Here is a 24,698-nt window from a genome sequence, read left to right as displayed (position 1 = left end):
GTTGAGGGAGGGGGGGCGGGCTCTCTTGGGCTGCGCCCCCAGACCCCCCTTTCGCGTTGACGGGGCCTGATTCGGACTTGTGCTGGGGACGTGACAACATGCCGTCATGTCGTCCTCCGCGCTGACCGATCTCTTCCCTCACCCGATCGTGCAGGCCCCCATGGCGGGCGGCGTCTCCGTCCCGCAGCTCGCCGGTGCGGTCGCCGAAGCGGGCGGGCTGGGGTTCCTCGCCGCCGGGTACAAGACCGCGGACGGGATGTACCAGGAGATCAAGCAGTTGCGCGGGCTCACCGGGCGGCCGTTCGGCGTGAACCTGTTCATGCCGCAGCCCGAGTATGCCGACCCGGCCGCCGTCGAGGTCTACGCCCACCAGCTCGCCGGCGAGTCCACCTGGTACGACACCGAGCTCGGCGACCCGGACAGCGGACGCGACGACGGCTACGACGCCAAGCTCGCCGTACTCCTCGACAACCCGGTCCCGGTCGTCTCCTTCCACTTCGGGGTGCCCAGCAGCGACGTACTGGACTCCCTCCGCCGCGCCGGCACCCTCACCCTGGTCACCGCGACCACCGCCGAGGAGGCCCTCGCCGTACAGCGGGCCGGTGCCGACGCGGTCATCGTCCAGGGCGTCGAGGCCGGTGGTCATCAGGGCACCCATCGTGACAACCCCGAGGCGGACGGCTCCGCCATAGGGCTGCTCTCCCTCATCGCCCAGGTCCGCGAGACCGTCGACCTCCCCCTTGTCGCCGCCGGCGGCATCATGCGCGGCAGCCAGATCGCCGCCGTCCTCGCCGCGGGCGCGAGCGCCGCCCAGCTCGGCACCGCCTTCCTCGCCACCCCGGAATCCGGCGCCCACGCCCTGCACAAGCAGGCGCTGACCAACCCCCTCTTCGTCCGTACGGAGCTGACACGCGCGTTCTCCGGCCGGCCCGCCCGGGGGCTGGTGAACCGTTTCCTGCGCGAGCACGGCCCGTACGCCCCCGCCGCCTACCCCGAGGTCCACCACCTCACCTCGCCGCTCCGCAAGAAGGCCGCCGCGTCCGGCGACGCGCAGGGCATGGCGCTCTGGGCCGGACAGGGCCACCGGATGGCCCGTGACCTGCCGGCGGGGGAGCTGGTGAGGGTGCTGGCGGACGAGACCGAGAGTGCGCGGGCCGCGCTGGTGGGCGGGGGCGAGCGTTCATGACCGCTCCAGTTTTCGTCGTCGAGAGCTTTCCCCCGCATCTCTCCGCCGCCGTCGGCGGGCCGTACGTCCTGGACGGGGCCGAAGGGCGCCACGCCGTCTCCGTGAAGCGGATGCGGGCCGGTGAGACCGTCGTCCTCACCGACGGGGCCGGGCGCTGGGCGGAGGGCGAGGTCGTCGCCGCCGAGGGCAAGGATCAACTGGTCCTGCGGCTCGGGGCGGTGGTCGAGGAAGCGGCGGAGTCCCCTCGTATCACCGTCGTGCAGGCTCTTCCCAAGGGCGACCGGGGCGAGTTGGCCGTCGAGACGATGACCGAGACAGGTGTCGACGCCATCGTTCCCTGGGCCGCCTCGCGGTGCGTCACACAGTGGCGGGGGGATCGTGGGCTGAAGGCGCTCGCCAAGTGGCGGGCCACCGCCCGGGAAGCCGGCAAGCAGTCCCGCCGCGTGCGCTTCCCCGAGATCGCGGACGCCGCGACGAGCAAGCAGGTCGCCGCGCTGCTCGCCAGGGCCGACTTCGCCGCCGTACTGCACGAGGACCGTGATTACGGCAGCGCCGCGCTCGCCACCGCCCAACTCCCCTCCGCCGGTGAGATCGTGCTGGTCGTCGGCCCCGAAGGAGGCGTCTCACCCGAGGAGTTGACCCTCTTCGAGGAGGCGGGCGCGAAGGCGTACCGGCTCGGGGCCAGTGTGCTGCGCACCTCCACCGCCGGTACCGCCGCGACGGCACTGCTGCTCGGCCGCACCGGACGCTGGTCCTGACCGTCCTAGGGGGCCTGACGGTCCTGTGGTCCTGATGTCGGTCATTCGTACGGCAGTTCATCCTCCGGTGGTTCCTTCGCGAAGTTGCTCGCGCGCATGTCCGTATACGCCCTTCCGTGTTGGACGGGACGGTGGCAGGCTGCCCTTCCATGGTGGCTTTGAGGCGGATTCGGCTTCGGCCGCGCGGGCGCCGCAGGGCGGTCGCGGTGGCCGGACTCGTGGTGGCCGTCGCGGGTGGTGTCGTCGCCTGTGATCCCGGTGGGCTCGGTTCGACCACCGTTGCCTACACCACCGACCAGACGATGACGAGGGAACTGGAGCGGCGGAACGTCGGCGTCCAGTGGCTCACCTGCACGGCCTCGGTCAACAACGGCAACGGCAACAAGGCCTCCGCGTCCGGGAGTTCGCCCTCGCCGAGCGCGAACACCTACGCCGACGTCGACTGCCAGGGCAAGACCACGGACGGCAGGGACATCACCGTCGCCGGCAAGGTGACACGCGCCGTCAACGGCAGGTGCGTACGCGGGAACCTCACTGTCAGGATCGACGGCAGGCAGTGGCTCCACGTCAGCGGACTCGGCAACTGCGACGTACCCAGCACCCCGACACGCACCCCGCCCGTCACCTGGCGGCCACCGGACAACGGACAGCCCGCGCCTACCGTGACCGTCACCGTGACGAGGACCATCTGGTGCCAGGAGAACCCGAACTGCCTGCCCGTCGAGGGTAAATGAGCGGGTGAACAGAGCGTCGGAACCTCGGCAGGTTGTGCATGAAGTGATCCAAAGGCCTGTCCGGGGGCGGGCGCGTTGCCTAGGGTGATCAGGTGACTCAGCCCTCTTCGCCTGCGTATCTCCGGTTTCCGCATCTGCACGGCGACCTGGTCGCCTTCACCGCCGAGGACGACGTCTGGGTCGCCCCGCTCGACGGTGGCCGGGCCTGGCGCGTCAGCGCCGACAACGTACCGGTGAACCATCCGCGTATCTCCCCGGACGGCACCCGCCTCGCCTGGACCTCCACCCGCGACGGCGCACCCGAGGTGCATGTCGCCCCGATCGACGGCGGGTCCACCAACCGGCTCACCTACTGGGGCAGTTCGCGGACCCAGGTGCGCGGCTGGACCCCGGACGGGCGGGTCCTCGCCATCAGCACCCAGGGGCAGGCCAGCCTGCGCCGCTCCTGGGCCCGGGCCGTTCCCCTCGACGGCGGTCCGGCGACCGTTCTGCCGTACGGGCCCGTCGGTGATGTCGCACACGGTCCGGCGACCGTTCTTCTCTCCGCTCCGATGGGGCGCGAGGCCGCCTGGTGGAAGCGGTACCGGGGCGGAACGGCTGGGAAGCTGTGGATCGATCGGGAGGGGGACGGCGAGTTCGTGCGGCTGCACGCCGACCTCGACGGGAACCTCGAATACCCGCTGTGGGTCGGGGAGCGCATCGCCTTCCTCTCCGACCACGAAGAGGTCGGGGCGCTGTACTCGTCCCTGGCCGACGGGTCCGACCTGCGGCGGCACACTCCGCTCGACGGTTTCTATGCCCGGCACGCAGCGAGCGACGGCAGCCGTGTCGTCTACTCCTCCGCCGGTGAGCTGTGGCTCCTCGACGACCTGGACGGGGCAGAGCCGCGCCGGCTCGACATCCGGCTCGGCGGGCAGCGCGTCGACCTCCAGCCCCATCCCGTGAGCGCCTCCCGGTGGTTCGGGTCCGGAGCGCCCGACCACACCGGACGCGGCAGCGCCATCGGGGTGCGCGGGTCCGTCCACTGGGTCACCCACCGGTCCGGTCCCGCCCGTGTCCTCGCCTCCGGGCACGGGGTACGGGCCCGGCTGCCCCGCGCCTTCCGCGTGGACGGCGAGGAGTGGGCCGTGTGGGTGACGGACGCGGAGGGCGACGACGCGCTGGAGTTCGCCCCGGCGACCGGTGTCGCACCGGGGGCCACACCGCGCCGGCTCGCCGCCGGACAGCTCGGCCGCGTCCTCGGCCTCGCCATGGCGCCCGACGGCAGCCGGGCCGCCGTCGCCTCCCACGACGGGCGCGTCCTGCTCGTCGAGCGGGAGTCGGGGGAGGTGCGCGAGGTCGACCGCAGCGGCGACGGCGATGTGTCGGGGCTCGTCTTCTCGCCCGACTCGGCCTGGCTCGCCTGGTCCCATCCGGGGCCGCGTCCGTTGCGTCAGCTCAAGATCGCCAACACCACCGATCTGTCCGTGACGGAGGCGACCCCGCTCCGGTTCCGGGACTACTCGCCCGCGTTCACCGCCGACGGCAAGCATCTCGTCTTCCTGTCGGCGCGGTCCTTCGACCCCGTCTACGACGAGCACGTGTTCGACCTCGCCTTCGTCGGCGGTTCGCGTCCGCATCTCATCCCCCTCGCCGCGACCACGCCCTCGCCCTTCGGGCCGCAGCGGCACGGGCGGCCCTTCGAGGCGCCGGACAAGGACGAGACCCCCGACAGCGAGGGCGCCCCGGCCACCCGTATCGACCTCGACGGGCTCGCCGACCGCATCGTGCCGTTCCCGGTGGAGGCCGCCCGCTACTCCAACCTGCGCGCCGCCAAGGACGGTGTCCTGTGGCTGCGCCACCCGGTGCGCGGAGTTCTCGGCTCCTCCCGGGCCACCCCGGACGACCCCGACCCCAAGACCGAGCTGGAGCGGTACGACCTAGCCCAGAACCGCATCGAGCACCTCGCCGGGGACGCCGACCACTTCGCCGTCAGCGGCGACGGCAAACGCGTCCTGCTGTGGACCGACGGCAAGCTGAAGGTCGTTCCGAGTGACCGTCGCGCTTCCAACGACGACGAGAGCGACTCGAACATCACCGTCGACCTGTCGCGCGTACGGCAGAGCGTCGACCCGGCCGTCGAGTGGCGGCAGATGTACGACGAGAACGGTCGCATCATGCGCGACAACTTCTGGCGGCCGGACATGGGCGGCACCGACTGGAACGGCGTGCTCGACCGCTACCGGCCGATCCTCGACCGCGTCGCCACCCACGACGACCTCGTCGACCTTCTCTGGGAGGTCCAGGGCGAGTTGGGCACCTCGCACGCCTACGTCACCCCGAGGGGCGGGCATGGCGGCGGTGAGCGGCAGGGGCTTCTCGGCGCCGACATCTCCCGGCACGAGGACGGCCCCCAGGACACGCCCCTGTGGCGCATCGACCGCATCCTGCCCGCCGAGACCTCCGACCCCGACGGCGTCTCCCCGCTCGCCGCACCCGGCGTCGCGGTCCGCCCCGGTGACGCGATCCTCGCGGTCGCCGGACAGCCCGTCGACCCGGTGGCCGGACCCGGCCCGCTGCTCGTCGGTACGGCGGGCAAGCCCATCGAGCTGACCATCTCGCCGTCCGGCGGCGGCGATCCGCGGCACGTGGTCGTCGTACCCCTCGCGGACGAGGAGCCGCTCCGCTACCACGCGTGGGTCAACGACCGGCGGGCGTACGTCACCGAGAAGTCCGGCGGACGGCTCGGCTATCTGCACGTGCCCGACATGCAGGCGCCCGGCTGGGCCCAGATCCACCGCGACCTGCGGATCGAGGTCGCCAAGGAGGGGCTGGTCGTCGACGTCCGCGAGAACCGGGGCGGGCACACGTCCCAGCTGGTCGTCGAGAAGCTGGCGCGGCGGATCGTCGGCTGGGACCTGCCACGCGGGCTACGGCCGTACAGCTACCCGGAGGACGCACCTCGCGGGCCCGTCGTCGCCGTCGCCAACGAGTTCTCGGGGTCGGACGGGGACATCGTCAACGCGGCGATCAAGGCGCTGGGGATCGGGCCGGTCGTCGGCACGCGGACGTGGGGCGGGGTGATCGGCATCGACAGCCGGTACCGGCTCGTCGACGGGACGCTCGTCACCCAGCCCAAGTACGCGTTCTGGCTCGAGGGTTACGGGTGGGGCGTGGAGAACCACGGGGTCGATCCCGATGTGGAGGTCGTGCAGACTCCGCAGGATCATGCGGCCGGTCGGGATGTGCAGTTGGACGAGGCGATTCGGTTGGCGTTGGAGTCGTTGGGGGAGCGGCCGGCCAAGAGGGCGCCTGGGTTGCCGGAGCTTTAGGGGACTCGGTGTCGGAGAAAGGACCCCAACCGGTCCTGTATATCGACCGGTTGGGGGCGCGACCGTGTGCTCCCCGTTATGCCATGAGGGGATTCTCGGCTTCGAACTGAAAGGTCTCCACCGCGGCGTCGGCCGGAAAATCAGGGTGGTCCTGCCAGACGTGAGCGACGGAGACCAGGAGGTTCTAGGAAGCGGTCGCGTGCAACTCGACTCCCGGACGACCCGCTGCAGAGTGTGGAAAATCACACTTGCTTGACGTGAGGGTTTATGAAAATTCAAGATCTCTCCTTGTCTGTAAAAAAAAAGTAAGACCGGGGGTGGGCTTGTGTCGGTTCAGATGTGGCGTCGAATACGTCACAGCGTGTGCGGAGCGGTAGTTGTGGCTTCGCTCGCTACAGCTGTTTCGGCGCCGGGGGGATCGGCCGTAGCTCAAGCATCAGCAGCCCTGGCTGCACCGTCCGACGAACTCTCTCCTGAGTCCAAGGCCGCTGAGTTGGCAGCCGAATCCGGTGAGCGGGTGGAGATCGACTCGGCAACTACCGAGACCTCCCGGATTTTTGCCAATCCCGACGGCACTTTCACCCAGGAGTCGAGTGCTGCGCCGGTTCGTGCGAAGCAGGACGACGGTTCCTGGGCCGATATCGACACCACCCTTGTGCACGCCGCAGATGGCACGATCAAGGCGCGGTCCACGGCGACTGAGGTCCAGTTCTCCGGCGGCGGCTCTGGCAGCGCCATGGTCACGTTGGACGACCATGGGCGTGAGCTGGCCTTCGGGTGGCCGACAGCGCTTCCGGAGCCTCAACTCGACGGCAGCGTCGCGACTTACGCCGATGTGCTCCCTGGGGTGGACCTCAAGCTGACTGCCGTCAGCAGAGGGTTTACCCAGGTTCTGGTTGTCAAGAATGCTGAGGCTGCCGCCAACCCCGCGTTGGCGAACCTCCAAATCACTACCGAGGGCGAGGGCTTGAGCCTTGCCCCGGGACCTGACGGAGGGTTTGTCGCACGCGACGAGAACGGGGCCAAGGTCTTCGAAGGCCCCGCCGGGCGCATGTGGGACTCCGCCGGTGACGCGGTGGAACGAGAAACTCCTGCGGTCACGCGTATGCGCACAGCCGCGGTGGCCACCAGCCCTGAGGTACGGGGAGACGGTGGCCCGGACGACCCCTCGGCCGGACCGGGGGCCGGGGACACGACCGCGGACGTCGCGCTGGCGATCAAGGGCAGCACCCTGGAACTCGCGCCGGACCTGTCCCTCCTTCGAGGCGAGGACACCGTCTATCCCCTGTACGTGGATCCGCCGACCAAGAGCGTTGTGCGAAGTGACTGGACCGCACTCTCCTCCGACGGGGACAAGTTCTGGGAGTGGGAGGGCGACAAGGGAACCGGCCGTTGCTCCAACTACGGCGGCTATCTCTGCGCTTCGTCCCCGTACACCCAGCGGCTCTACTTCGAGTACCCGCTGTCCTCGCTCTACGGCAAGAAGGTTCTTGACGTCACGTTCTCTGCCTACCAGACGTGGACCTTCACGTGTGATGCGCACTGGTACGACCTGAGCCTCGTCAGCAAGGACATCTCTTCGTCAACCACCTGGTCGGGCCGTCCGACCGCCACCGACCTCATGGGTGATCGCAATGTCTCCTACGGCCGTGGCGGGCTCTGCAGCCCGTCGCAGCCGGCGAACTGGGTACGGTTCAGCGACAACGTGGCCGATGAGGCGGACGAGAACCTCACCCTGAAGGTCCGCGAGTTCGTGGAAGCGAAGAAAGCTGCCATCACGTTCTCCCTGACCGCTCACGACGAATCGAACGCCGCCTCCTGGGCGAGATTCCGGGACGACGCCCAGCTCTCGGTGACCTACGTCTCCTATCCGGGCAAGCCGACGACGGTCGGTGTCCAGCAGGGCAACGCGGGCCAGGCCTGCAACACGTCCGCGCTGCCGCTTGCCACGAGTGACACCACGCCGAAGATGATCGCCACCGTGCAGTCGGCGGACGGCGCCAACTCCCAGCTTCGTGCGGCGTTCGAGGTATGGAAGGCGGACGGCTCCAGCCGCGCCTGGTCTGCGGCTTCTCCCAGTGAGGCGTGGGTGGCCGACAACGCCAAACGCGATGCCTCCCCGACATCCGCGCTGGCTCCGCAGTCCGACTACCGGATGCGCGTGAAGACCCAGGCGTACTTCAAGTCGGACCGGGGCAGCACCGGCGTTCTGGATTCGGCTTGGTCCTCCTGGTGTTACTTCCGGGTGGACACCGACCAGCCGCCACCGCCCATCGTGACCAGCGCGGATGGTCTTTACCAGCCGAGCGAAACCAATCCGGCGTCAGGAGCGGTGGGCACCGCTGGCAGGTTCACGTTCACCCCGGCCGACACGAACGCGAACACGGCCGGTATCCAGTCCGATGTCGTGACGTATAAGTGGCGCCTGAACAGCGGCGCTGTCTCCAGCCCGATCAACGTGGCCAAGGGCGCATCGACGACGGTCTCGATCACTCCGAACCAGGCCAGTGAGAGCACCATCCAGGTGTGGGGATTCGACGCCGCCATGCACAGCTCAGAAACCGGCTTCTACAGTTTCCTGGTCAACGGTGCGGAGAAGCCCACGGGAATCTGGCACCTGGACAACAGCGGTGTGGACAGTACGACGGCGACGCAGCACCCACTCACTCTGTCCTCGGCCTCTTCTGGATCCGGGTATTCACTTCTGGAACGGGGTGGAACACGCTCGCTGAGGATCGACGGTTCCGCGAGCTTTGCCCAGACGTCGACGGCTGTCCTGGACACCTCGAAGTCGTTCTCCGCTTCGGTCTGGGTGCGTCTCCAGGACACCACGCGCAACTACACCGTGCTGACCCAGGCGGGCACGAACGCTTCTGGTTTTCAGCTGTCGTATTCGTCGGCGAACAACGCCTGGGTCTTCAGTCGGCACGGAAGCGACATCAGTAGCGCGACGGTCACTCGTTCCATTGCCACCAAGCCGCCGGTGTTGAACGCGTGGACCCATCTCACCGGGGTCTACGACGCTGCCGATCACACCATTCAGCTCTACGTCAACGGGCGTGCGCAGGGTGAGCCGGTCACGTTCACCACTCCGTGGACGGCGAGCGGGGCGCTCCAGGTGGGCAGGCTGCGGTACGACGGCACCTGGGGTGAGTACTTCAACGGCCGCATCGACGAGGTGAAGGTCTGGGCCCGTACCCTGGCAGACACCGAGGTCGTTCAGGATGCCCGTCTGGAGGACGAGGACATCAGCGACGGCACGGCAGGCGACCCGATCGCCACGCTGCTCGGGGACTGGGACGCGACCGACACCACCCGCGCTCAGGGCACGACGATCAGTGACCGTTCCGAATACATTCGCCCCATGACCCTGAGCGGCACGACTCTGGGCATTGACCCGGATACGGCCGACAACGCGGACTTGGGACTTCCCACCCGTCAGGTGATGAGCCTGAACGGAACGAGTTCCTACGCCACCACCGACGGCCCCCTGGTCGACGACACGGGCTCCTTCACCGCCACCGCATGGGTCCGGCTCGACGGCTCCAAACTGTCCGATACCACCAAGGCCTACTCGCTCCAGGTCTTCGGTCAGCCGGGAGCCACCCAGTCTTCCTGGGGACTGTGGTACGAGCAGCCGGCAGGGGGGAGTACCGGCAGGTGGAATTTCGGCCGTCCCAACAAGGACGGCGCGGGAGCCACCTGGATCACCCAGAACTCGGCCGTCGCACAGAAGAACACGTGGGTCCGGCTGACCGTCGTGTACGACGCGCAGTACGCCAGCGACGACGACACGGACTCCACGAAGCGCGGCGCGATCCTGCTCTATGTCGACAGCGGCCGAGTGGCCAGCGAGGACGGCAGCGCCTACATCGCCCCATGGCAAGGGGCAGGAAAGTTCGAAGTGGGACGTGGTCGGATCGACGGCGCCACCTCCCGCTACTTCCCCGGCCACATCGCCAACGTAAGGGTCTGGGCAGGGGCGATGGACGACGGCACGATCGGCGATCTCTACAACGCCGAGCAGTGACCACCACCGGTGTCCGGGCATCTCTGCCCGGACACCGGTCGGCTCCCCACCTCTTCAGCCATTCCGCCAGGGATACCTCCCACGTTCGGAAACGGAAATCCACCGTGTCTGCTTCATCCTTCTCTCGCATGCGGAGACCGAGCCCTGTGCTGTCGCGCTGGCTCGGCCGTGGCGCGCTCGTCGTCTCCCTCTCCGTCCTTCCCCAAGTCGTGGTTCCCTCGGGCTACGACTTGACCGCTCAGGCCCAAACCCCGGCAGCCCGCAAGCAGTTGGAGGACCAGGCCGAGGCGAAGATCGACAAGGTGGGCGTGCTCAAGCCCGGCACGTCCAAGGCACCGAAGGACCAGGCAGCCGCCGCCTCCCACGAGACGCGTGAGCGGCTGAAGCACGCCGCATGGCCGAAGGCCGCGAAGGCCACCGCCGAGGTCACGGCGACCCGCGAAGCCGCTGTCACCGTCGGCGGGCTCGGCATAACGATGGCCCAGGAGCCCGCCGTCCCGGTGGGCAAGCCGGCGAAGAGCAAGAGGGAAGTGAAGGCCACTGGCCCGGCCGAGACGGTGGCGCTCAGCGTCCACTCCCAATCGGCCGCAAAGAAGGCGGGCGTCAACGGCGTCCTGCTCACCGTCGCCCCGGCGGGAGCTGCGTCTGGAAAGCCCCCTACTGACACCGACAACCTCCGGGTCTCCCTGGACTACTCCTCCTTCAAGGACGTCTACGGAGGCAACTTCGGCCCCCGCCTGCGTCTGGCGACACTCCCGGTGTGTGCGCTGACCACCCCGGAGAAGAGGTCCTGTCGCACCCAAAGGCCAGTGGCGGGTGCTGGGAACGACGCGAAGTATCAGACACTCACGGGCACCGTCTCCGCCCGCAGCCTCGCAGCCGGCACTCCGATGCTGCTGGCGGCAGCGGCCGACAGCTCAGGTGGCGGAGGTGACTACAGCGCCACCCCGCTGTCCCCGACCGCGACCTGGGAGGCCGGCGGCAGCACGGGCGACTTCACCTGGAACTACCCGCTGCGGGTCCCCCCAGCCACAGCCGGACCGTCTCCCAACCTTTCGATCTCCTACAACTCCGCCTCGGTGGACGGCCGTACAGCCGGAGAGAACAACCAGACCTCGGTGATCGGCGAAGGTTTCTCGATCACCGAGTCCTACATCGAGCGCAAGTACGGCTCATGCAAGGACGACGGCCAGTCCGGCAAGGGCGACCTGTGCTGGAAGTACGCCAACGCCACCCTGGTCCTCAATGGGAAGGCGGTGGAGCTGGTCAACGCCTGCACCGACAAGGCGGCCTGTGACACCGCGGCTCTGTCGCAGGCGTCCGGCGGCTCATGGAAGGTCAAGAACGAGGACGGCACCCGCGTCGAGCACCTGACCGGCGCCACCGGCAACGGCGACGACAACACCGAGTACTGGAAGGTCACGGATGCTTCCGGCATCCAGTACTTCTTCGGCAAGCACCGGATGCCCGCTTGGAGCGACAACGGCACTGCCGCCGACGACGCGGTCACCAACTCCGTGTGGACCGTTCCGGTCTACGGCGACGACTCCGGCGAGCCCTGCTACAAGTCCACCGGCTTCGCCGACTCGTTCTGCAACCAGGCCTGGCGCTGGAACCTGGACTACGCCGTGGACCCTCACGGCAACGCTTCGACCTACTGGTACACCAGGGACCCGAACTACTACTCCAAGAACGCCGACACCGCCGTCAACGGCACGCTCTACTATCGGGGCGGTTACCTCAACCGCATCGACTACGGCCTGCGCAGCGACCTGATCTACGCCAAGCCCGCCGCACAGCAGGTCCGCTTCACCTACGCCGAACGCTGTATCGTCTCGGGCGGCTGCTCCAGCCTGACTGCGGACACCAAGGCCAACTGGCCCGACGTGCCCTTCGACATGATCTGCGCGGCCAGCACCAAGTGCGCGACCCAGATCGGCCCGTCCTTCTTCACCCGCAAGCGCCTCACCGACGTCACCACCTCGGTGTGGACCGGCACTGGAACCACCCAGCGGGACGTGGACACCTGGCACCTGGAGCAGAGCTTCCCCGACCCCGGTGACGCCTCTTCGGCGAGCTTGTGGCTGAAGTCCATCCAGAACACGGGCAAGGCCAACACCACCACGGCTGCCATGCCGCCGATCGTCTTCGGTGGCATCCAAATGCCCAACCACGTCGAGGGCAGCGGCCCGGACACCCTGCGCTACATCAAGTGGCGGGTGCGGACCATCAAGTCCGAGACCGGCTCCACCCTCACCGCCAACTATTCCGACCCCGACTGCATCTGGGGCACCAGCATGCCGTCGGCGGTCGACAAGAACACCCGCCGCTGCTTCCCGGTCAAGTGGTCCCAGTCCGGGGCGACCCCGGCCACCGACTGGTTCCACAAGTACGTGGTCACCTCCGTCTTCCAGGACGACCCCTACGGTCACGGCGACACAGGCGAGAAGTACTACGACTACCAGGACGGCGCCGGCTGGGCCTACGCCGACGACGAAGGTCTGACCAAGCCGTCCAACCGCACATGGTCGCAATGGCGCGGCTACGGCAAGGTCGTGGAGACTTCCGGGGACTCCGAGGGCCCGCGCAGCAAAAAATCGACGCTCTATATGCGCGGCCTCAACGGCGAGAAAGAACTCGACGGCACCGCCCGGGCGGAGAAGGTCACCGACTCCACCGGTACCGCCATCGACGACGCCCGCCAGTACGCCGGCTTCGTCCGCGAGACCATCATCTACAACGGTGCCGAGGAGCTCAGCGGCACCATCAACACCCCCTGGTCCTACAAGACCGGCAGCCACACCTACAGCTGGGGTACCACCGAATCCCGAATCGTCCAGGCCGACGAGACCACCACCCGCACCAAGACCTCCACCGGCACTCGCACGGTCAAGCAGAAGACCACGTACGACACCACGTACGGCATGCCGATGACCGTGGAGGACAGCGGCGACGCCACCAAGACCGGCGACGAGTCCTGTGTGCGGACCAGCTACGCCCGCAACACCTCTGCCTGGCTGGTGAACACGGTCTCACGCACCGAGACCTACTCGGTTTCCTGCGCGACCACCCCGGTGATTCCCGACAACGTCATCTCCGACATCGCGACGGCCTATGACGGCCAGGCGGTCGGAGTAGCACCGACCAAGGGTGAGATCACCGCTTCCTACCGGGTAACCGATTACAACGCGGTGGACAAGACCCCCGTCTACCAGCGGGTATCCAGCTCCACCTACGACAATCTGGGTCGACCGCTCACCGCGACCAACGCCCTTAACCGCACGGCCAAGACCACCTACGTCCCCGACGACACCGGCTACGGACCGCTGACGTCCAAGACGTCCATCGACCCCGACCCCAAGCTCTTCACCTCCACCACCGAGGTGGATCCGGCCTGGGGTACGGCCACCAAGACCACCGACCCCAACGGCAACGTCACCGAGTGGTCATTCGACGCCCTCGGCCGCCTGCAGTCGGTCTGGATGCCGAACCGCTCACGAGGACTCGGCGATACTGCCAGCATCGTCTACGCCTACAGCATCAACGACAACAAGGAGACCTGGGTCCGCACCGACGCCCTCAAGGCCGACGGGCAGACCTACAACAGCTCCTACGAAATCTTCGACGGACTGCTGCGGTCCCGGCAGAAGCAGGCCCCCGCCCCGAACGGTGGCCGGGTGATTTCAGAAACCCTCTATGACGACCGCGGCCTGGCGTACGTCTCCAACAGCCAGGTCCACGACAACAGTGCGCCCTCGGGCACCCTGGCCAACACTTTCCCCGGCTCCGTCCCTGCCTCTGCCGAGACGGTCTTTGACGCCGCTGGCCGCGCCACCGAATCGATCTTCCGGGTTTACGACCAGGAGAAGTGGCGCACCAAGACGGACGAGCAGGGCGACCGTACTGCTGTCACCGCCGCAGCAGGTGGTACGGGAACCCTGACGATGGTCGATGCCCGTGGCCGGATCACTGAGCGCCGTGAGTACGGCGGCCCCATCCCGACCGGCACGGACTACACCCGCACCCTGTACGACTACACCCCCGGCGGCCAGCTCAAGAAGATGACCGGACCGGACGGGGCGGTCTGGACTTACGGCTACGACCTGCGCGGTCGCAAGACCACCTCCACCGATCCCGACAAGGGCAAAGTCGACACCACCTACAACGACGTCGACCAGGCGGTGACGGCTACCGCAACTCTCGACGGCGTGTCCCGTACTCTGATCACCGACTACGACGAGCTCGGCCGCAAGATCGGCACCTGGGACGGGGCGAAGGACAACGCCCACCAGCTGACCAAGTTCACCTACGACTCGCTGGCCAAGGGGTTGCCGACTGCTTCGATCCGGTATGTCGGCGGCACGACCGGCAAGATCTACTACCAGATCGTCACTGGCTACGACACCCTCGGCCGCGCCAAGGGCACCAGGACCGGCATTGCCGCTGCCGACGACCTAGTTGCCATAGGCGGGGCACCGCTGACGTTCACTACGTCCACCGCCTACAACATCGACGGCACTGTTCAGTCCACCTCGATGCCCGCAGTGGCCGGCCTGCCCGCCGAGACCGTGACCAACAGCTACAACAGCCTCGGCATGCTCACCGGAACCGATGGCATGACCGACTACGTCCAGCACATTGGCTACTCCCCGTACGGCGAGATCGAAGAAACCCGTCTGGGCACTTCCACAGGCGCCAAGCAGCTCCAGATCCTCAACCGCTACGAGGACGGCACCCGTCGGCTGACCAACACTCACACCGTCGACCAGACCAACACCGGCTACACCAGCGACGTCGACTACATCTACGACACCTCTGGCAACGTCAAGTCGATCACCGACAACGCCAACGGCAAGGACACCCAGTGCTTCGCCTACGACGGCTACCGCCGTATGACCGAAGCCTGGACCCCGTCCTCTAACGACTGTGCTACCGCCCGCTCGGCGAGCGCCCTCGGCGGGCCAGCTCCGTACTGGACCAGTTGGACCTTCAAGCCCGGCGGTCTGCGCGACACCCAGACCGAACGCAAGGCTACCGGTGATACCACGACCGCATACGGTTACCCGGCAGTCAATGCCACCACCGGCGGCGGCCAGCCGCACACCCTGACCTCCGTCACCGTAGACGGCGGCACTGCCAAGGCGTACACCTACGACGAGCAAGGCAACACCACCAAGCGCTACGGCACCACCGGTACCGCGCAGATCCTCACTTGGGACATTGAGGGAGAGCTCACCCGCCTAACCGAAGGCACCAAGACCACCGACTACCTCTACGATGCCAACGGCGAACTCCTGATCCGTCGAGGCCCCGGCAAGACCGTCCTTTATCTGGGCGGTCAGGAGCTCCACTACGACACGGTCGCCAAGAAGTTCACCGCCCAGCGCTACTACCCGGCCGGTGGTGCCACCGCCGTCCGTACTGAGTCCGGTCTGTCCTGGATGGTCGACGACCATCACGGCACCGCCTCGATGACCGTGGATGCCACCACCCAGGCCGTCACCCGCCGCTACACCAAGCCCTTTGGCGAGGCTCGCGGCGTAACCCCCTCGGCTTGGCCCGACGACAAGGGGTTCCTCGGCAAACCCACCGACGCTGACACCGGACTCACCCACGTCGGTGCCCGCGAATACGACCCGGCCGCCGGGCGCTTCCTCTCTGTCGACCCCGTCCTCGCTCCCGACAACCACGAGTCCCTTAACGGCTACGCCTACGCCAACAACACCCCCGTCACCCTGTCCGACCCGACCGGCCTGCGGCCCATTACGGACTGCGAGCGCGGGTGCAGCGACGGGAACGGCGGCCGGTACCACGACTACATGACGATGGGCCCCAACGGGACCTGGGTCTACCACTCCACCCAGACCTACACCCAGACCTTCCAATACCAGAAGGCGGGCGGCGGCACCGGAAGCGGCAGCATGACCGTCACGGTTCGCACGGACGGAGGCCACAAGTCGGCGCAGGTGGTGTTCAAGAAGGGACCTGACCCGAAACCTCAGGAACGGGAGGGGTGGCAGTGCCGATCCTGCTGGGCAATGGGGACAAATCCTAACTACGACCCGAACGCCGACGACCTACCAGACACAGGGAAGCTAGCGACCTGGCAGAAGGTCGTGCTGGGCGTCGTCGGGGCCGTGGCGGTGGTCGTGGCCGCCGCCCCTGTACTTGCAGTTCTGGCCGAGGGATGCCTGGCCACAGCCCCGGTATGCGCTGCGGAAATCGCAGAAATAGCAACCGGCGGTGCATCCGGCGGAAGTCTTGCAGTTGGCGGCGGGGCTGCAGTTGGCGTCGGTGGATACAGTGCGGCTCGTTCCACTATCCTGGGCGGTAAATACTACGCTCCCGAAACAGGACTCAAGATCCTCATTAACCCGGGCGGAGGCGAGAAGAATTGCCGAGCGTGCGTGGTTTCGCTTGATCAGCTCATGGCCAACGGGGCACGTTCGAACGCCATCCCCACGCTTGAGCGTGGATCCGAAAAGGTGATTGAGGATTTCTACGGCAGAAAGTTTCGAAACAGAAGTTTTTCGAATATCGTAACCGACATGCAAAAGGCTGGGCCTGGGGCCCGAGGTATCGTATGGGGTAAGGACTCCGATGGTGGCCACGTGTTCAACGTGACGAACCTTGATGGAAGAGTGACGTTTCTGGATGGGCAAACTGGGAACGCAGGTCATGCATCCACATGGGATAGCTACTCGTTCATGAGGACAGATTGATGATTTCGGAAGAGCAGGGTCGCTTGGTCGCGGAGGAATTCCTGCAAGCGAGCCGAAAGTTTAGCGAACCCGAACTGGCGATCGACTGGAATAGAGTGAGGGTGAGGGAGGGTATTCTTATCGCTCCGTACAACTCTTCGCAATTCCTGACCACTGGCGAGCATCAATTGCTGGACTGCTGGCCGATTTTGGTAGACCTCTCCTCGGGGCAGGCGCGGTTCGGGAGGTTGGAAGAGCGCGCCTTCTGGAAGGGGCCTTAGGAGGCACTCTATCTGCTGGCTTGTCGACTGGTGGGTCAGAAGAAAATGAGAACTTACCGCCGCCGATACCGCACCTACTCACATCGGCACCTGCGGGTGCGACCCGGTCAATGGATGTCTTCTCTCCGTTGACCGGGTCCTCGCTGCGTAGGACGCCGAGCCTGTTCGGGCAATTTCCCCGTGGTGGCCGCGGAGATTATTTCTGTGCAGTACGGCTTCGGTTGAGGTGAACACGGGGGCATCCGGTAGCGGGTTGGCCAGGGCACGTGATCTGTATGTTGAGGGCATCGAAAGGAGAGGGACAGGGCTGACAGTCGAGTCGTGGTGCCGGGGGCGCTCGATACCATGCCCACGTACTGATCGCCGAGCATGAGGAGGCACACGCATGCGGGACGAGGACGCGGACGACAGCGGCGCACCGCAGGACGACTGTCTGTTCTGCAAGATTGTTGCCAAGCAGATCCCGGCGACGATCGTCCGGGAGACCGACACCACCGTCGCCTTCCGGGACATCAACCCCCAGGCGCCGACACACATCCTGGTGATCCCGAAGGTCCACCACCCCGACGCCGCATCCCTCGCCACCGCCGAACCCGGCGTCGCCGCCGATGTGCTGCGCCACGCCGGTGAGATCGCGGCCGAGGAGAAGCTGGACAGCTACCGCATCGTCTTCAACACGGGCAGCGGCGCCGGGCAGACCGTCTTCCACGCTCACGCGCACATCCTCGGCGGGCGTGGTCTGCAGTGGCCGCCCGGGTAGCCGGGCCGGTCGGCACAACGAATCAAGGTCGGTAACTTCCTTTGTCCGCACGTGAACTGGTGGTCCTCGGCACCGCCAGCCAGGTACCCACCCGGCATCGCAACCACAACGGCTACCTGCTCCGCTGGGACGGCGAGGGGCTCCTCTTCGATCCCGGCGAGGGCACGCAGCGCCAGATGCTGCGGGCCGGGGTCGCCGCCCACGACCTCAACCGGATCTGCGTCACGCACTTCCACGGGGACCACTCGCTCGGGCTCGCCGGTGTCATCCAGCGCATCAACCTCGACCGGGTCCCGCACGAGGTGACCGCGCACTACCCGCGCTCCGGGCAGAAGTTCTTCGACCGCCTGCGATACGCCACCGCCTACCGCGAGACCGTCCGGATCAGCCAGGAACCGGTGTCGGGGGACGGTGGAGTGCTGGCGACGACGGCCGGTTATCGGCTCGAAGCCCGGAAGCTCTCCCACCCCGTCGAGTCGTACGGCTATCTCCTCGTGGAGCCCGACGGGCGCCGCATACTGCCCGAGCTGCTCGCCGGGCACGGGATCAAGGGGCCGGACGTCGGACGCCTCCAGCGGGAGGGCTCCCTGGGCTCGGTCACCCTCGACGACGTCAGTGAGCTGCGGCGCGGACAGCGGTTCGCGTTCGTCATGGACACCCGGTTGTGCGACGGGGTGCATGAGTTGGCCGAAGGATGCGACATGCTCGTCATCGAGTCGACCTTCCTCGATGAGGATCAGCAACTCGCCGCCGATCACGGGCACTTGACGGCAGGGCAGGCGGGGGCCGTCGCTCGGCAGGCCGGAGTGCGGCATCTCGTACTCACCCACTTCAGCCAGCGCTACTCCGATCCGGCCGAGTTCGAGCGGCAGGCGCGGGCGGCGGGGTACGAGGGGGAGCTGACCGTCGCCCACGATCTACTGAGGGTGCCGGTTCCGAAACGGCGGTAAACCGGTCGTACGATTCCTTGATGTCCATCCCCAAAGCCGAACTGCACCTCCACATCGAAGGCACCCTCGAACCCGAGCTTGCCTTCGCGCTCGCCGCGCGCAACGGTGTCACGCTGCCGTACGCCGACACCGACGAGCTGCGCAAGGCGTATCTCTTCGAGGACCTGCAGTCCTTTCTGAACCTGTACTACGAGCTCATGGCCGTCCTGCGAACCGAGCAGGACTTCGCGGACCTCGCCAACGCCTATCTCGCGCGGGCCGCCGCACAGGGCGTACGGCACGCGGAGATCTTCTTCGATCCGCAGGCCCATCTCGCCCGGGGTGTGAGCATGGGGACGGTCGTCGACGGGTTGTGGCGGGCGCTCGGGGAGAGTGAGTCGGCGCACGGCATCTCCACGCAGCTCATCATGTGCTTCCTGCGCGACGAGTCCGCCGAGTCGGCGATGGCGACGCTGGAGGCGGCCAGGCCCCACCTCGACCGGATCACCGGGGTCGGGCTCGACTCCGCCGAGGTCGGGCATCCGCCGGTGAAGTTCCGCGAGGTGTACGAGGCCGCCGCCGGGCTGGGGCTGCGGCGTGTGGCGCACGCGGGGGAGGAGGGGCCGCCCGAGTACATCACCGAGGCCCTCGACATCCTCGGCGTCGAGCGGATCGACCACGGGCTGCGCTGCATGGAGGACCCGGAGCTGGTGGATCGGCTGGTGCGGGAGCGGGTGCCGCTGACCCTGTGTCCGCTGTCCAACGTGCGGCTGCGGGCCGTCGACGTCCTGGCCGAGCACCCGCTGCCCGCGATGCTCGACGCCGGCCTCCTGTGCACGGTCAACTCCGACGACCCCGCCTACTTCGGCGGATACGTCGGCGACAACTTCCGGGCGGTACGGGAAGCCCTGGGCCTGGGTGAGGAGCGGCTGCGGGAGCTGGCGCGGAACTCCTTCCTCGCCTCGTTCCTGGAGCACGACGAGGAGCGCCGGGCGCGGTACCTCGCCGAGGTCGAGGCGTACGAGTTCGAGGCAGAGCGGTTCGAGGCATAGCGGTTCGAGGCGTAGGAGTTCGGGGTGTGACGTCGTCGCCGGTCAGGCCACCGGGCGGTACTCCTCGGTGGCCTTGACCGCCGTGAGCCTGAGCGCACGGGACGGGGACGGGGTGCGCAGCGCCACGACCGTCATCGGGACGGCGATCAGCAGCAGGCCGGCGGCGAGGACCGCGCCCATCGCCGGGTAGCCCGCGTGGGCGGAGAGCAGGCTGCCGGTGAGCGGGCCGCACGCCGTGCCCAGCGAGGACGCCGAGCCGACCAGGACCGCCCAACGGCCGCGCGGGTCCAGGGCGGCGGCCAGACCGATCAGGTACGACAGCACGACCGGGTACAGCGTGTTCCAGGCGATCTCGCCGGCCGCGAAGGACCTGAGGTCGGTCGCGGACGCGCTCAGCACGATGCAACCGGCGATGACGGCCGTCCCGGCGCCGATGGGCAGTGCGCGGCCGAGCCGCGTACCGAGAGCCCCGGCGCCGACGACCCCGAGCAGTCCGGCGCCGAGCGCGACGGCGAACACCGCGCCCACGGTGGCCTCGGAGAGCCCGGCCTGGGTGAGCCCGATCCGGCCGCTGACACCCCACAGGGAGTTCTGGGCGAGGGACCAGCAGGTCATCGTGACGGCGAGGACGAGACCGGCGCGGGGGCGGGGGAGCGGGCCGCGGGTAGCCGGGGCGACGACCAGGGCCGGGGTGGCGTGGATGTCGCGGCCGGGGAGAGCGCCGGTCAGGGGCCATACGGCGGCTGCCGTCAGGGCGAGCGCGGCGAGGGGGAGACCGTGGCCCGGGCCGAGGTGGGGGACCGTCAGATAGACGGCGCCCGCGAGGGCGGAGACGCTCAGCAGCCCCAGGGTGGTCGTGCGGTGCGGGTCGGGCCGGCCCGCGATACCGGTGGCGGCGACCGCCGTGACCGTACCGGAGCCGAGGCCGCCGACGACCGCGCCGGCGATGACGGCGTACACGCTGGTCGTGAGGGCGGCGGTGCCGTAGCCGAGGGCGGCCAGGGCGAGGCCCCTACGGGCCAGGGCGCGCGGGCCGAAGCGGTCGACCCGGGACGCGAGCAGAAAGCCGGCCGTCGCCGAACTCAGCAGCAGCGCACTGCCGATGGCACCGGCCTGGGTGGGGCTGAGGGGGAGGTGGGCGTCGAGCCTGCCGACAGTGGTCGGGAGCAGGTACGGCGCGAGATACCCGGCTGTGAAAAGGGCGACAAGGGACCAGGGCATGGTGGTGCGAGGGGAGAACACGGGCGTTCCTGGGGCGTGCGAAAGCGAATGTGACGGCTCAAGAGAGGAGTTGGGCGACGACCGTCGACGGACAGGAACGCGCGGGCAATTTGTATCAAGAGGGGGGCGGAGTGAGGGAATCGGGAGGGTGTGATGTGGGGCACGTCAGGGTTTGGGATGGGAAGGGCGGGGTACTCGCGGGCGCTCGCGGAGTGGAGTGACGGGCTGCTGTCAGTGGTGTGGTGCAGACTGGCCTGATCCGCACCATCGTCAGGGAGCGCACCGTGATCGCGTCCACCGCGTCCACCGGAGAGGGATCGTCCTACAGCCAGGCCCAGGTCGATCCCCTGGCCGCCCTGCGCACGCCCGGCGAACCGCCGTGGGATGTCTACCTGACGGGCACCGTCTTCCTCGACATCATCTTCACCGGGCTCGATTCCGCCCCCGTGCGCGGCACCGAGTCCTGGGCACGCGGGATGGGGTCCAGCCCCGGCGGGGTCGCCAACATGGCCACCGCGCTCGCCCGGCTCGGCCTGCGGACCTCCCTCGCCGCCGCCTTCGGCGACGACCACTACGGGGAGTACTGCTGGGACGCCCTGGAACAGGGCGAGCACATCGACCTCTCCACGTCACGCACGGTCCCCGGCTGGCACTCCCCGGTCACTGTCTCGATGGCGTACGAGGGCGAGCGGACGATGGTCTCCCACGGCCACGAGCCACCTCATGAGGAACCGGCGCCGGAGTGCCCGCCGCACTCCCGCGCGGCCGTCGCCTCCCTCACCCCGGGCGTCCGCGCCCCCTGGATCGCCCAGGCCGCCCGTAAGGGTGCCCGCATCTTCGGCGACGTCGGCTGGGACGACACCGGCCGCTGGGACCTCGCCGGCCTCGCCGACCTGGAGCACTGCGAGGCCTTCCTGCCCAACGCGGAGGAGGCGATGCGCTACACCCGCACCGATTGCCCCCGCAAAGCCGCCCGAGCGCTCACCGACCACGTGCCGCTCGCCGTGGTAACCCTCGGTGCCGAGGGCGCGTACGCGGTGGACGGGCGGACGGGGGAGACGGCCGAGGTGCCCGCCATCGCCGTCGAGGCCCTCGATCCCACGGGCGCCGGCGATGTCTTCGTCGCGGGCTTCGTCACCGGCACCCTCGCCGACTGGCCGCTCGCCGACCGGCTCGCCTTCGCCGGCCTCACCGCCGCCCTCTCCGTCCAGGACTTCGGCGGCTCCCTCTCCGCACCCGGCTGGTCCGAGGTGGGGGCCTGGTGGCGCGAGATCCAGTCGTACGAGCACCAGGACCCCGAGGCCCTGCGCCGGTACGCGTTCCTGGCGGACCTGGTGCCCAGGAGCGTCAGACCGCGCCCGTGGCCGCTGCGGCGGGCCGTTCCGACGATCGGCTTCCGCAGATCGACCTGACCGCGGACGCCGGAACAGGTGTGCGGACGCCGGACCGTGACCGCGTACACCGGACCGTGAGCGAAAAGCCCTACGGCGTTGTCAGTGCACCGTCGTAGGCTGGGATCGGAAGGCTACCCACGTGGTAAGCGAGCCTCATTGAGGAGGTCGTGCAGGCCTACGAGCCGGCCCATGACTCAGACACCCACAGCTCAGCCCCCTGCGCGGGGGCAGGCACGAGCGCAGTTCACCGTCCCGGCCGCCCACCCCATGGTGTCCCTGCTGGGTTCAGGCGACTCCCTCCTGCGCGTGATCGAAACGGCCTTCCCGGGGGTCGACATCCATGTCCGGGGCAATGAAGTCAACGCCACTGGCGAAGCGGCCGACGTCGCCCTCGTACAGCGGCTGTTCGACGAGATGATGCTGGTGCTCCGCACCGGACAGCCGATGACGGAGGACGCAGTGGAACGCTCGATCGCCATGCTCAGAGCGAGCGGGAACGGGGAGGGCGACGGCCAGGAGACCCCGGCCGAGGTCCTCACGCAGAACATCCTGTCCTCGCGGGGCCGCACGATCCGCCCCAAGACCCTCAACCAGAAGCGCTACGTCGACGCCATCGACAAGCACACCATCGTCTTCGGCATCGGCCCGGCGGGTACCGGCAAGACGTACCTCGCCATGGCGAAGGCCGTGCAGGCACTTCAGGCCAAGCAGGTCAGCCGCATCATCCTGACCCGTCCGGCGGTGGAGGCGGGCGAGCGGCTGGGATTCCTCCCGGGCACGCTGTTCGACAAGATCGACCCGTATCTGCGCCCGCTGTACGACGCGCTGCACGACATGCTCGACCCGGAGTCGATCCCGCGGCTGATGGCGGCGGGGACGATCGAGGTGGCGCCGCTGGCGTACATGCGGGGACGGGCGCAACCTGTCTTCACGAACGTTCTGACTCCGGACGGCTGGCGTCCCATCGGCGACCTCCAGGTCGGTGACCTTGTCATGGGTTCGAACGGTGAGCCGACCCCGGTCCTCGGCGTATACCCCCAGGGCCAGAAGGACATCTACAGGGTCACTGCTCAGGACGGCTCTTGGACGCTGTGCTGTGGCGAGCACCTGTGGACCGTCCGTACGGCTGCGGACAAGCGCCGTGACAAGCCGTGGCGGGTCTTGGAGACCAAGGAGATGATCGGCAACCTTCGAGCGGCACACGCACGCCGCTACGAACTGCCGATGCTCACCGCGCCAGTCAGTTTCCCCGAGCGCGAAGTCCCCATGGATCCGTATGCGCTGGGGCTTCTCCTCGGTGACGGCTGTCTGACGGGCTCCACCACGCCCTCCTTCGCGACGAAGGACCCGGAGCTGGCTGAGGCCCTGGAGGCTGCGCTCCCGGGCGTCACCGTGCGACACCGCCGTGGTCCTGACTACGCCCTCAACCGGATCAAGAGCCCTGGTGACGTGGTCACCCTCGAAAATCCGGTTACTCGGATCCTGCGTGAGCTTGAACTGCTGCGTACCCGCTCGCACTCCAAGTTCGTTCCGGACGACTACCTGCACAACTCCGCTGAAGTGCGGCTGGCCGTCCTCCAAGGACTTCTCGACTCCGACGGCGGCCCAGTCATGCAGGCGGACCGCACGTGCCGCGTCCAGTACTCGACGACATCGATCCTGCTCCGCGACGACGTGATCGCGCTCGCACAGTCGCTGGGGGGCGTCGCATACACCCGCCGTCGGGCAGCCGAGGGCCGTAAGCCGGGTCTCGCCAACGGCCGGGAAGTCGTTCACCGGAATGACGCCCACGTCGTCGACATTCGCCTCCCGGAAGGGATCGACCCCTTCCGCCTCGCTCGCAAGCGCGACAAGTACCTGGCGGCCAGAGGTGGCGGACGCCCGATGCGCTTCATCGACAGCATCGAGCCCGCAGGCCGAGAGGAAGCCGTCTGTATCCAGGTGGCAGCGGAGGACTCGCTGTACGTCACGCAGGACTACCTGCTGACACACAACACCCTCAACGACGCCTTCATCATTCTCGACGAGGCCCAGAACACCAGCGCCGAGCAGATGAAGATGTTCCTCACCCGGCTCGGCTTCGAGTCGAAGATCGTGGTCACGGGTGACGTGACGCAGGTCGACCTCCCCTCCGGGACGAAGTCGGGTCTGCGGCAGGTGCAGGACATCCTCGAAGGCCTCGACGACGTCCACTTCTCGCGGCTCACCTCCCAGGATGTCGTCCGGCACAAGCTGGTCGGCCGTATCGTCGACGCGTACGAGAAGTACGACAACGAGAACGGTACGGAGAACGGCACCCACAAGGGCGTCCGGGACAGCCGTAACAAGCGGAAGTAGACAG

13 protein-coding genes are annotated in these 24,698 nt (G+C 68.0%); 12 read left to right on the top strand and 1 reads right to left on the bottom strand.

Translation table 11 applies throughout. The annotated features are described in order from the left end of the window. The first annotated feature begins 106 nt into the window (after positions 1-106). The 10 genes from OHN74_RS13620 to OHN74_RS13575 all read left to right on the top strand — a co-directional run bounded on the left by OHN74_RS13620 (position 107) and on the right by OHN74_RS13575 (position 19,742). Positions 107-1,186 carry a nitronate monooxygenase gene (locus tag OHN74_RS13620; RefSeq protein ID WP_327694836.1) on the top strand — a complete coding sequence of 360 codons (1,080 nt, stop codon included), beginning with the start codon at positions 107-109 and terminating at the stop codon, positions 1,184-1,186. Then, positions 1,183-1,944 carry a 16S rRNA (uracil(1498)-N(3))-methyltransferase gene (locus tag OHN74_RS13615; protein ID WP_327694835.1) on the top strand — a complete coding sequence of 254 codons (762 nt, stop codon included), beginning with the start codon at positions 1,183-1,185 and terminating at the stop codon, positions 1,942-1,944. The genes OHN74_RS13620 and OHN74_RS13615 overlap by 4 nt, the downstream gene beginning before the upstream one ends. A gap of 149 nt (positions 1,945-2,093) precedes the next feature. Then, the gene (locus tag OHN74_RS13610; protein ID WP_327694834.1) at positions 2,094-2,678 is read left to right on the top strand and encodes a hypothetical protein; all 585 of its coding nucleotides are present in this window, start codon (positions 2,094-2,096) and stop codon (positions 2,676-2,678) included. Positions 2,679-2,770: 92 nt separating this feature from the next. Continuing rightward, positions 2,771-5,989 carry a S41 family peptidase gene (locus OHN74_RS13605; protein WP_327694833.1) on the top strand — a complete coding sequence of 1,073 codons (3,219 nt, stop codon included), beginning with the start codon at positions 2,771-2,773 and terminating at the stop codon, positions 5,987-5,989. Positions 5,990-6,368: 379 nt separating this feature from the next. Then, positions 6,369-10,019, top strand: coding sequence for a LamG domain-containing protein (locus OHN74_RS13600; protein ID WP_327694832.1), 3,651 nt, complete (start codon positions 6,369-6,371; stop codon positions 10,017-10,019). A gap of 128 nt (positions 10,020-10,147) precedes the next feature. Beyond that, positions 10,148-16,741: an RHS repeat-associated core domain-containing protein gene (locus OHN74_RS13595; RefSeq protein ID WP_327694831.1), complete on the top strand. Its 6,594-nt coding sequence runs from the start codon at positions 10,148-10,150 to the stop codon at positions 16,739-16,741. After that, on the top strand, positions 16,741-17,001 hold the full coding sequence (locus OHN74_RS13590) for a hypothetical protein (RefSeq protein WP_327694830.1): 261 nt from the start codon (positions 16,741-16,743) through the stop codon (positions 16,999-17,001). The genes OHN74_RS13595 and OHN74_RS13590 overlap by 1 nt, the downstream gene beginning before the upstream one ends. 385 nt (positions 17,002-17,386) lie before the next feature. Continuing rightward, positions 17,387-17,761, top strand: a complete 375-nt coding sequence (locus tag OHN74_RS13585; protein ID WP_327694829.1) for a histidine triad nucleotide-binding protein — start codon at positions 17,387-17,389, stop codon at positions 17,759-17,761. A 41-nt stretch (positions 17,762-17,802) separates the two neighbouring features. After that, a complete protein-coding gene (locus OHN74_RS13580; RefSeq protein WP_327694828.1) occupies positions 17,803-18,711 on the top strand; it encodes a ribonuclease Z in 909 nt (302 codons plus the stop codon). A gap of 20 nt (positions 18,712-18,731) precedes the next feature. Further along, the gene (locus OHN74_RS13575) at positions 18,732-19,742 is read left to right on the top strand and encodes an adenosine deaminase (protein ID WP_327694827.1); all 1,011 of its coding nucleotides are present in this window, start codon (positions 18,732-18,734) and stop codon (positions 19,740-19,742) included. Between the two features lie 42 nt (positions 19,743-19,784). On the opposite strand, the gene OHN74_RS13570 is transcribed toward OHN74_RS13575, so the two are convergent. After that, positions 19,785-20,984 (bottom strand): MFS transporter, encoded by a 1,200-nt coding sequence (locus OHN74_RS13570; protein ID WP_327694826.1) that lies wholly within the window; start codon positions 20,982-20,984, stop codon positions 19,785-19,787. 263 nt (positions 20,985-21,247) lie between these two features. On the opposite strand from OHN74_RS13570, the gene OHN74_RS13565 reads away from it, so the two are divergent. Together OHN74_RS13565 and OHN74_RS13560 are read left to right on the top strand one after the other, a co-directional pair. Then, a complete protein-coding gene (locus OHN74_RS13565) occupies positions 21,248-22,375 on the top strand; it encodes a carbohydrate kinase family protein (RefSeq protein WP_327700111.1) in 1,128 nt (375 codons plus the stop codon). A 171-nt stretch (positions 22,376-22,546) separates the two neighbouring features. Next, entirely contained in the window at positions 22,547-24,694 is a 2,148-nt protein-coding gene (locus OHN74_RS13560) for a PhoH family protein (RefSeq protein ID WP_327694825.1), read from the top strand. Positions 24,695-24,698 lie beyond the last annotated feature (4 nt).

This window comes from Streptomyces sp. NBC_00459 (assembly GCF_036013955.1).
Classification (GTDB): domain Bacteria; phylum Actinomycetota; class Actinomycetes; order Streptomycetales; family Streptomycetaceae; genus Streptomyces.
Note: the sequence above shows the minus strand (reverse complement) of the source record. Positions and strands in the feature narration are given on the sequence as shown.